This is a genomic window from Gemmatimonadota bacterium (assembly GCA_026706345.1).
In the GTDB taxonomy this organism is placed as follows: domain Bacteria; phylum JAAXHH01; class JAAXHH01; order JAAXHH01; family JAAXHH01; genus JAAXHH01.
Window position 1 is genome coordinate 52,032 of the sequence record JAPOYX010000037.1, and the last position, 10,575, is coordinate 62,606.

At 53.6% G+C, this 10,575-nt stretch carries 6 protein-coding genes and 2 rRNA genes; 6 read left to right on the forward strand and 2 right to left on the reverse strand.

All coding sequences use genetic code 11. The features are described 5' to 3' along the window. Positions 1-36: 36 nt before the first annotated feature. The 6 genes from OXG98_04060 to OXG98_04085 all read left to right on the forward strand — a co-directional run bounded on the left by OXG98_04060 (position 37) and on the right by OXG98_04085 (position 9,157). Positions 37-1,215, forward strand: a complete 1,179-nt coding sequence (locus OXG98_04060) for a hypothetical protein (GenBank protein ID MCY3771180.1) — start codon at positions 37-39, stop codon at positions 1,213-1,215. 15 nt (positions 1,216-1,230) lie between these two features. Continuing rightward, positions 1,231-2,919, forward strand: coding sequence for an ABC transporter ATP-binding protein (locus OXG98_04065; protein MCY3771181.1), 1,689 nt, complete (start codon positions 1,231-1,233; stop codon positions 2,917-2,919). 75 nt (positions 2,920-2,994) lie between these two features. After that, positions 2,995-4,101, forward strand: coding sequence for a hypothetical protein (locus OXG98_04070; GenBank protein ID MCY3771182.1), 1,107 nt, complete (start codon positions 2,995-2,997; stop codon positions 4,099-4,101). Between the two features lie 337 nt (positions 4,102-4,438). Further along, on the forward strand, positions 4,439-6,883 hold the full coding sequence (locus tag OXG98_04075) for an ABC transporter permease (GenBank protein MCY3771183.1): 2,445 nt from the start codon (positions 4,439-4,441) through the stop codon (positions 6,881-6,883). A 125-nt stretch (positions 6,884-7,008) separates the two neighbouring features. Further along, on the forward strand, positions 7,009-8,343 hold the full coding sequence (locus tag OXG98_04080) for an HlyD family efflux transporter periplasmic adaptor subunit (protein MCY3771184.1): 1,335 nt from the start codon (positions 7,009-7,011) through the stop codon (positions 8,341-8,343). A gap of 139 nt (positions 8,344-8,482) precedes the next feature. After that, positions 8,483-9,157 (forward strand): ABC transporter ATP-binding protein, encoded by a 675-nt coding sequence (locus tag OXG98_04085; GenBank protein ID MCY3771185.1) that lies wholly within the window; start codon positions 8,483-8,485, stop codon positions 9,155-9,157. Between the two features lie 260 nt (positions 9,158-9,417). On the opposite strand, the gene rrf is transcribed toward OXG98_04085, so the two are convergent. Further along, a 5S ribosomal RNA gene (rrf, locus tag OXG98_04090) occupies positions 9,418-9,534 on the reverse strand. A gap of 54 nt (positions 9,535-9,588) precedes the next feature. Then, positions 9,589-10,575, reverse strand: a 23S ribosomal RNA gene (locus tag OXG98_04095); the annotation flags it as partial.

The following is a 10,575-nucleotide window of genomic DNA, read 5'->3' on the forward strand; positions in this document are numbered from 1 at the left end:
GGGGAGCCTTGGTTTATCTGGAAGGGGGTTTGTGCCATGAACATCCTGATGGTTTCATTAGGGACGCCTGGATTCGTCTATCCATCGATGGGTCTTGCCCTGAAACTTGAAGAGAAAGGCCATACGGTTCATTTCGCCACAGATTCGCGGTTTTACAATATTTTGTCGAAACAGGGTATAAAGAACGTTTACGGGAAAGATAAGACGTATCGGATAAACTCCTGGTGGGACCTGCTGACGTTGCGCAGGCAGATACGGCATCTCGAGTCGATCATTGAGAGCAATTCTGTCGACGTTATGGTTACCCACATTTTATCACTCGGCGCTGTCTGCATCAGTAGAAAGCACAACATACCCATCGCCGTGACGGGGCTTTCGGCCTATATCTGGCCGACAACCGAACCCTGCCTGGATCTCATCTCGGAGACCGAAGCAAGAAACCGCCAATGGAATTACGATGAAATGATGCGAGTATACAACAAACTGCTGACGTCGCTACAACTGCCAACCTGCACGACAGAGTATGAGGAATCGCCATTACTCGGAGATCTGTTTCTCATTCAGAGCGTACCGGAATTCGAGCCGTATCTCCATCTTCTTCCCGGGAAGGTTCACTGCGTAGGGAACTGTCAATGGGAACCCCATGTCGATGACCACGAGGTCGATACCTGGATCGAGGAATCACGAGATCTCGATATGCCGATAATATACGTACAGATAGGCAGAGCATTCGAAAAAGAGAGCTTCTGGCCATATCTGACGGATGTTTTCGGAGGACAGTCCGTGCGAATCGCGGGATCTGCCGGACGATCGGATGAAGACGAATTCGATATCCCTCAAAACTTCTTCGTCAGGGACCATGTTCCTCAGGAAAGGGTACTCGGACACGCCCGTGCCGTGATTTCCAATGGACATACCACGTCAGTGCTGGGCGCCCTGTCACATGGGCTTCCGATGCTGTTGTTTCCAAACGGCAGCGGGACATACGAAATTGCCCTGCGCTGTCGGTCCGCAGGGGTAGCCATCGGGTTATCGACCAAGAAAATCAATGCCGGCGTGGTGGAAGCGAGTTTCCACAAGATTATGGATGACGAGTTCAAGGCGAATGCGAACTATTTTCAGACTTTGTATAGCAGATTCAATGGTCGGGACTATGCCGCAGGACTCATCGAAGAACTGGCAAATACCCAAAAAGCGGTCCTCCGGGAATACTAGAACAGGTAATTGACCATGCTCCGCGATATCGGAAACAAACTCAAACTGTACGGCGTTGTCGAATCGCTCCACAACAACGCGTGGCAAATCGCCGTATTTGTCGTTTTGTCAGTTGTTTCGGTCGTCTTGAACATTGCCAAGCCGATCGTTTTCTCCAGGATCATCGATACCGGTTTGATCGAACAAGACTGGGACAACGTATTGTACTACTGTATTGCCTTTTCGGTCATTGCGGTTCTGATAAGCGTCAATTCACTGGGTTACGGAATGATCACCTCGCTTGTTTCGAATCGTTTTGTCGCGACCATCAAGAAATCGCTCATCAACCGTATCTACCTGCTGGATTATCACTTCTTCAACAAGACGAGCGGCGGGGACATTCTGACCCGATTGAAAAGCGATACCGATAACATCCGTAATTTCTTCATGGCTGTACTCAATAACAGCCTGGTCAGTTTCCTGGGTTTTCTTTCCGCCATGATATATATCGGCGTAGTGGAATGGAAGATGTTGATCCCGGGATTTGCGGTTGTGCCGTTTCTGATCTGGCGCACTCATGCTTTTCGGGACCGTATACATGCGGCCAATACGCGCGTATTCGAATCGGATTCCCATTCTACCGAACAGATCGCATCGGGTATTAACAACATCGTGTATCTGAGGCAAATCGGCCTTCATGGCTGGTCTCTTCGCAAGATCACGGCTTCATTCGACCGATTTCAGGCCGACAGCATAAACCGGGACAGATGGAATCTGGTCAGCGAGACGAGTGTTTCGCTCATCATGGCCGCCGGCTATATCGTAACCGTGGGTTATGGCGGCTGGTTGGTGGTAGATGATCAACTCACCATCGGCAGCTTGCTTGCCTTTCTGACGCTCAGGCAGCGTTTTACGGCGCCGATGCAATTCGTAAGCCAGACGTACCACGGTTTCATCAACGCCAGGGCAGCTTTCGAACGCCTATGGGACTTCTATGCCAATCCTATTGAAGTGGGAATCGATCGTGGCGCGGAAGAACCGGACCCGGATTTTGAAGAACTTTCCGTTGATGACGTGGAATTCCGTTATCACGAGGAAGGGAACGGGCTCGAAGGCACCGCCACGTTTATCCGGGGATGGAACGAAGTTCACGGAAGCAATGGTTCGGGGAAGACCACATTGATTCGATTGTTGATGAAGATACTGACTCCTCAGAAAGGACGCGTAGCGGTCGATGGCCGGGATATAGCCCATATCAACAACCACGCGTGGCGAAAGAACATAAGTATCGTTCCCCAACATACTTATCTGTTCAACGAATCCGTTCGCGAAAACATCCGCCTGTTCGATGATCGGATAAACGATGATATGATATGCGAAGTGCTGGGCAAGTTGAACGCCAAGGACGACTTGTTCGATTGCGTTCAGGGTCTGGACGCCGAGGTTGTTGAAGGCGGTAGGAATCTATCCGGAGGACAACGCCAGAAAATCGCAATAGCGAGAGCATTGTTGAGAAACACGCCTGTTTACATTCTGGATGAACCGTTTGTACATATCGATAAGGAAACCAAAGATCGTATAAGGGATTATCTGCGTGACATACTCCGTGACAGAATAGTCATATACATCTCACATGATGATTTTAGCGACTTGAACGCAGATAACAGAATAGATATCTGGAATGGCGGGATAAGGACAATGTCAGCGGTCGGAGAGTCTGCGTGATCTCCCATTCGTTGACGGGTATTTGCATTCCGAAGAAGCGGAATAGTATGGTCACAGCCGTCTCAGGATAAAAAGATGAAAAAGAAGATTCCCGTTCAAGAGCCTCCCGTAACGTCTTACCTGTTCAGCATGTATCCGTTGTCAATCATGCGTCCCCACATGGCGTTTACACCGTGGATATGCAGTAACTACATCCAACTTTACCATTACAAAGATCACTTTCTGAGATTCTACGTCAATCCCTTGTCACCGAAAGGAGGAAAGAAGAACTACTATTTTATTACCTGTCCGTTCCTGGACATTCAAAGGCTTGAACAAAGAATCATTCTGCGGACATATGATGACGTTGTCCAGTTCGTCATTTCGAGTATTGAAGAAGACTGCCATGTACAGTTGGACGTTGATTACTACTACCTACCTTCTACAGAGCCATACAGGAGATTTCATTTTATGCATGAACTGCTGGTCTCCGGCTATGACGACACCAACCAGACATTTGAGATATCCGGTTACAATGAGTCGTGGAATTACCATATCGCAACGATCACGTTTGATGAACTTTACCAGGCCGTGAATACCGTCAATATCAATGCCCCGTATGGCAACCTTTATCAGGTCGACCAACTGGAAGAAAGCCCCATGGTCTTTCTATATAGAATTGATAATCGAAAAACATATGAAATCAATATCCGGCAAATATGCGAATTGCTCTCGGATTATCTGGAATCAGTGAATACGGCTGAAAAGTATCGCATGCTGTTTGTTCCTGAAGAGGAAGGGCTTTGGGGAGTATCAGTGTATTCGTACCTGACAGAATCACTGGATCGGGGTCGAAATCTGGAAACGCTGACTATTCCTCTGCGCGTCCTATGGGAACACAAAAAGGTAATGACGGAACGCATCAGGTATCTGCAAGAACAGGGATACATCGATTCTGGCAATCGTCTCTTCGAAGAGTATTCGGAGATAACAAGAATGGCGAACCACGCAAGGTGGCTCTTTCTTAAATGCCTCAAGAAGCCGAAAGCATCATTAGTAAGGAGCGCCATGGCTATCTTGCAGGAAACAGCAGAAAGTGAGTATCACCTCCTGGTTGAACTTCACAATACTTTGAGCGGCTCAATCGAGAGCGCCGACATCGGCTCAAAGGTGATCGAACAAGATGTAATCAATTTGAAGTAGCATCCTTCCTGCAGGTCCCTCTATTCCCCTTCTCACTTCCAATAGCTATCCGGATTTTCCGGGTTGTTAGGGAACTTTCGAGAGAAAATAGGGAATCACCCTATAGATAGTCGGTCTGATTTCCTTTTATTATAGATAAAGGCATGATTGCGGGTACGATCAGCGTCAACTGCGCTTCCGAAGGAATCTATTGGGTATGTTTGCCGAGAGGTTGTAAGAGGACGGAACGATGATTAGGAACTACCTGCCTACGCCGGACATAGCATTGAAACGGACAGACCATATGCGCGAGTGACGTTCAGAATCTACTGCGGCACCGAATCAGGAGATACCTACCATGATACGCAACTACATTACGACAGCGATTCGGAATCTTTTAAAGCACAAAGGGTATTCCCTGGTCAACTTAATCGGTCTCGCCCTTGGCCTGGCGGGATGCATCCTGATGCTGCTCTACATTCGGTACGAAACCAGTTACGACGATTTTCATTTGAAGAAGGACCGCTTGTATCGGATTGAAGTCAATCATCTTCATGACGGCCGCGAGAACAAATTCACTACGACTCCATCGGCCTGGGCCCCCGTTCTACTTGCCGACTACCCTTCCATAGAAAACTTGACCAGGCTACGGCCCTTGTTGGAACAGCAGTCGGTACAACTTGAAGACAGGTCGGTACGCGGCAAAGCGTCTTTCTTTGCCGATTCGACCCTGTTCGACGTCTTCACCCTGCCCCTGGTCAGAGGCACGCCCGCCACGGCACTGACCCGGCCTCATACGGTCGTCATATCGGAATCCATGGCGAATACATGCTTTGGCGAGACGGATCCCATAGATGCTCTGATCACCCTGAACCTGGAAAAATTGGGAAACCCGTTGCCGCTGACCGTAACGGGCGTCGCCCGTGACCTTCCGGAGAATTCGCATGTGCACTTCGATTTCCTGATCTCCTACGTCACGCTTGAGTCATTGGGTTGGGGCGAGCCCGCCAACATGCAGGATCATGGTGGCAATTACACCATCTATACCTACCTCCTATTGCGAGAAGGGTATTCCGCCCTGGAACTGGACGAGCAACTGCCCGGTTTCGTCGAAAGATATCGCGGAGATGTGAATCGGGCATTCGGCCTCGTAACGACTCCTTATCTGCGGCCTGTCGGGGATATACACCTGTACACCTACGATATGACACGAGGAGGCGGCACCGGGGATATCCGTACCGTCTACGTCGCCTTCCTTCTGGCGGCCTTCATACTGGTGCTCGCCTGCGCCAACTTCATCAATCTGACTACGGCCAGGTCGATGAGTCGCGCGAGTGAAGTGGGTATGCGGAAGGTGCTGGGCGGCACGCGGGCTCACGCCATACTGCAATTCATAGGCGAATCAGTGTTGTTGACTATGTTTGCGCTGGGATTGTCCATCGTGCTGCTTCAGGTCCTGCTGCCCGCTATCAACGATCTGTTCAACCAGCACATCAACCTGGAGTTTACGTCGGACACGATGCTGATGCTCGCGGGTGTGGTCCTGCTCGTCGGGATACTCGCGGGTACCTATCCCGCTTTCGTCATTTCGTCCTTCCAGCCGACGGCCGTGCTGCGAGGTTCGTCTGAATCCGGGGCCACGGGCGCGCTCTTCCGAAGAATACTCATCGTGTTTCAGTTTACCGTCTCGGTCGTCCTGATCATCGGCACGTGGACGATCTCGGACCAGCTTGACTACATGCTGAGTGAAGACCTGGGGTTTGAGGAAGATGGCGTCGTCCTCATCGATATGCCGGAGCGCGCCTATGAAGTATTCAGAGACAACGCACTCAGATATCCCGATATCCTGGCGATGGACCGGTCGTCAACGATATTTGGAGACACGTATAATACCGGCGGAGTATGGCCGGAAGGCGTTCCGATGGACCAGCAAACGGAATTCCAGATTTTCAGCGCAGACTACGGGCTTCCCGATGTACTGGGGCTTGAGTTGGTTGAAGGGCGTTTTTTCTCCCGAGAACGATCTGCGGACGCCGGTGCGTGCCTGATCAACGAGACGGCGGTACGCGTCCTGGGTTTGGAAGACCTCGTCGGTACGACACTGCTGGGTCCAAGTGCCATGGTCCGCAATGGGTCAATTGTGCCGGTGCCGTGCGAGGTGATCGGAGTCTTACGGGACTTCAACATGGAATCATTGCGCCAGGAGATTCTTCCCATGAGGATCGCATTGGGTCAATTCGGTCAACAATACAGTGATGCTCATCGATACGGTTCTATTGTCGTCAAAATCAACAGCAGCAACGAGGCAAACGCGCTCCGCATCCTGAGGGAACAGTGGAACAAGGTTTATCCCGATCTTCCGGAGCCGGAGTTCGCGTTACTGGAAGATAAGGTGGCCGGGCTGTATGAAGACGATCGCATACTCCGGACCGTTTTCACGGCAGGGTCCACCGTATCGATTCTGATCGCCTGCCTCGGTCTCCTGGGCCTGTCCGCCTTCATGGTCCAGCGCCGCATCAGGGAGATAGGTATTCGTAAAGCCCTGGGGGCCACGGTCGGCCAGATCGTTGTTCTACTGTACCGGGAATTCACGCTGTACGTCCTCATCGCGTGGGTTGTCGGCGTCCCGTTGATCTACTATATGGCGGATGTGTGGCTGAGCGACTTCGCCTATCGCATCGAACCAAGTCCGTTGACGTTCATCTTCACCGGCGTCGTCGTGATGCTGATAACCTGGTTTACCGTGGGATTCCAGACCGTGAAAGCGGCAGAGACGAACCCGGTTGAAGTGCTCAGGGGATAATCAGATCAAGAATAGGGGATGGATTTTTAAAATGTAGGGAAACACCCTATAGAAACGAATCCGCGTTCCGGGTATCATGCTGATAGCACATGGCGACGAGCGTAATCAGGATGAGGAGGGTCACTATGAGCGAGTCAACACAGAACGGCGAAAAGCCGAAGGGTCTCGTGGAGATGTTCTCATCAGACAGCCGTAGGGAACACGAGGGCACGATGGACCGCAGGATCGAGAAGAAGCGCTTCACGCCGCGCCGGATGGCGTTCGGCGGCCTGGCCGCCGCGGTGGTCGCATTCGGGGCCTACGCGCTGCTCAGCGTCAACCAGTCCTCGCTGAACGTGGAAGCCGAGAAGCTGACCCTGGCCCCGGTGACCTACGGTCCTTTTCTCGAGTACATCGTGGAGCAGGGCGCGGTGATGCCGCTCACGACCTTCTACCTGGACGCGGTGGAAGGCGGGCGCGTGGAGGAGGTCTACATTGAGCAGGGCACGCACGTGGAGGAAGGCACACCGATCCTGCGCCTGTCCAACGCCAACCTGCAACTCAACGTGATGCAGAGGGAAGCTGAGCTTTTCCGCGAGGTGAACCGGCTCAGGGAGACGCGGGTCTCCATGGGGCAGCGCCGTCTGAGCATGCGCGCCGATCTGGTGGAAACGGAATACCAACTGCGCCAGGCGGAACGGGAGTACACACGACAGGACGCCCTGCTCGCGGCCGACCTGGTCTCGCGGCAGGAATACGACGAGGCAAAGGACAACCTGGAATATCTCACACGCAGGCGGGAAGTCACCGTTGAGACGCTGCGCCAGGATTCACTCTTCCAGATGATCCAGATCCAGCAGCTGGAGGAATCGATCGACCGGCTTCGCCAGAACCTGGAAGTCATCAAGCAGAACGAGGAGAACCTGACCTTACGCGCGCCGATCACGGGACTTCTGTCCTCGCTCATCGCCGAGGTGGGCGAGTCCAAGCCCGGCGGCGATCGGCTGGGCCAGATCGACGTGGAGGACCGGTTCAAGGTGCGCGCGGCCATCGACGAGCACTACATCGCCCGTATCCGCTCGGGCCAGGCCGGTTCCTTCGATTTCGCGGGCGGGACCTACAACCTGGTGATCAGCCGGGTGTATCCCGAGGTGATCGAAGGGCAGTTCGAGGCGGACATGGAGTTCCCCGAAGGCATGCCCGTAGGACTCCGCCGCGGCCAGACGCTGCAGGTGCGGATCGCGCTGGGCGAGTTGGCCGACGCCATGCAGGTGCCCCGGGGCGGTTTCTACCAGAAGACGGGCGGGCGCTGGATATACGTGCTTGATCCTGCCGGTGAGACCGCCGAGCGGCGCCAGATACGGCTCGGCCGGCAGAACAGCCAGTACTTCGAGGTCCTCGAAGGCCTCGAAGAGGGCGAACAAGTCATCACCTCCATGTATGATAACTTCGGCGACATGGAACGGCTGGTGTTGCAGTAGTACGGGTGGGGAGACCGTGAAGTACTGTTGCCTAAAGACGTAGCGTCTTCATCACCTCTGAACGAAACAATGTGCATTGTAAGCAAGACGATAGATTAAACCGCGTTGCATACCGATTAAACCTCAAAGGGGGCGTGTGATGATTGCGACACAGAATCTCAAGAAACTCTACGCGACGGAAGAGGTGGAGACGACGGCACTCAACGACGTGACCATGACCGTTGACGAAGGGGAGTTCGTGGCGATTATGGGACCCTCGGGCTGCGGCAAGTCGACCCTGCTCAACATCCTCGGCCTCCTCGACAACCCCACGGGCGGGGAGTACCACTTTGTAGGTGAGGAAGTTTCCGCCCACTCCGAGCGGCAACGGGCCAACCTGCGCAAGGCCAACATCGGCTTCGTTTTCCAGAGCTTCAACCTGATCGACGAACTGACCGTGTATGAAAACATCGAGCTGCCCCTGATCTACCTGGGCACGTCAAAGCAGGAGCGCAAAGAAAGGGTGGAAGCAGCCATGGAGCACATGCAGATCCTCCACCGGCGGAACCACTTCCCACAGCAGCTCTCCGGCGGCCAACAGCAGCGCGTGGCCGTGGCGCGGGCGGTCATCGGGAATCCGAAGCTGATCCTGGCGGACGAACCGACCGGTAACCTGGACTCTGCCAACGGTGCGGAGGTGATGGAATTGCTCAACGGCCTCAACGAGGCGGGCACGACCATCATCATGGTGACCCACGACCAACCGCTGGCCGATCACGCCCACCGTATCATCCGACTCTTCGACGGGCGGATCGTGAACGGGGCCTCGGCTTAGGAGGAAGCGTGCAGGATATTTTGTGAGGTCGCCCACCTGGACCTACCTGGTGAATTGCCATTCCTAGATGAAGGATTGACGTGGCTGCGGGCGACAAGAGGAACGGGCGACTGGCGCGTCCGTAAACAAGGTCTCCGACGAGTCGTCCGCTGAATGAGAAGTCGTCGGAGGCCATCGCCGCCGACCGGCAGCCAAAAAAGTTGTATTCACCCCCCAAATAGAAAAGGCGCCCGAAATGAATCGAGCGCCTTCTCAGCATCCCCCGGCAGCGTCCTACTCTCCCACAAGGTCACCCAAGCAGTACCATCGGCGCAAGAGGGCTTAACTACTCTGTTCGGAATGGGAAGAGGTGTTTCCCCTCCGCTATCGCCACCGGAAGAAATGGGTTGCAATTACAAGGAATGAGGAAACGACGTCGTAGCAAAGGAGCGCTGGTCAAGCCGCACGGCTATTAGTACCAGTCGGCTGAATGGCTCGTTACCTCGCCACTTACACCTCTGGCCTATCGACCTTGTAATCTTCAAGGGGCCTTCAGAAGCTTACGCTTGGGACATCTCGTCTTGAGGTGGGCTTCCCGCTTAGATGCTTTCAGCGGTTATCCCGTCCGAACATAGCTACCCAGCGATGCGGCTGGCGCCACAACTGGTGAACCAGCGGTTCGTCCATTCCGGTCTTCTCATACTAGGAACAGATCCTCTCAAATGTCCTACGCCCGCGACGGATAGGGACCGAACTGTCTCACGACGTTCTAAACCCAGCTCGCGTACCGCTTTAATCGGCGAACAGCCGAACCCTTGGGACCTTCTCCGGCCCCAGGATGCGATGAGCCGACATCGAGGTGCCAAACCTCCCCGTTTATGTGGACTATCGGGGGAGATAAGCCTGTTATCCCCGGAGTACCTTTTATCCGTTGAGCTTCGACCCTTCCACAAGGAATCGTCGGATCACTAAGCCCCACTTTCGTGTCTGCTCGACTTGTATGTCTCGCAGTCAGGCTCCCTTATGCCTTTACACTCTACGCACGATTGCCAACCGTGCTGAGGGAACCTTTGGGCGCCTCCGTTACGTTTTAGGAGGCGACCGCCCCAGTCAAACTGCCCACCTGACACTGTCTTCCATCCGGATTCACGGAATGAAGTTAGAACCCCAACAACACAAGGGTGGTATTTCAAGGTTGGCTCCCGAAAGGCTGGCGCCCTCCGTTCATAGCCTCCCACCTATCCTACACATGCATTGGCGAGACCCAATATCAAGCTGCAGTAAAGGTTCACGGGGTCTTTCCGTCCTGTCGCGGGTATCCGGCATCTTCACCGGAGCTACAGTTTCGCCGAGCTCCTCGTTGAGACAGCGCCCAAGTCGTTACACCATTCGTGCAGGTCGGAACTTACCCGACAAGGAATTTCGCTACCTTAGGACCG

What these genes read in the sequence shown, in the direction of transcription:
- OXG98_04060 (MCY3771180.1), top strand. Translation starts at nt 37, where the DNA reads ATGAACATCCTGATGGTTTCATTAGGGACGCCTGGATTCGTCTATCCA.
- OXG98_04065 (MCY3771181.1), top strand. Translation starts at nt 1,231, where the DNA reads ATGCTCCGCGATATCGGAAACAAACTCAAACTGTACGGCGTTGTCGAA.
- OXG98_04070 (MCY3771182.1), top strand. Translation starts at nt 2,995, where the DNA reads ATGAAAAAGAAGATTCCCGTTCAAGAGCCTCCCGTAACGTCTTACCTG.
- OXG98_04075 (MCY3771183.1), top strand. Translation starts at nt 4,439, where the DNA reads ATGATACGCAACTACATTACGACAGCGATTCGGAATCTTTTAAAGCAC.
- OXG98_04080 (MCY3771184.1), top strand. Translation starts at nt 7,009, where the DNA reads ATGAGCGAGTCAACACAGAACGGCGAAAAGCCGAAGGGTCTCGTGGAG.
- OXG98_04085 (MCY3771185.1), top strand. Translation starts at nt 8,483, where the DNA reads ATGATTGCGACACAGAATCTCAAGAAACTCTACGCGACGGAAGAGGTG.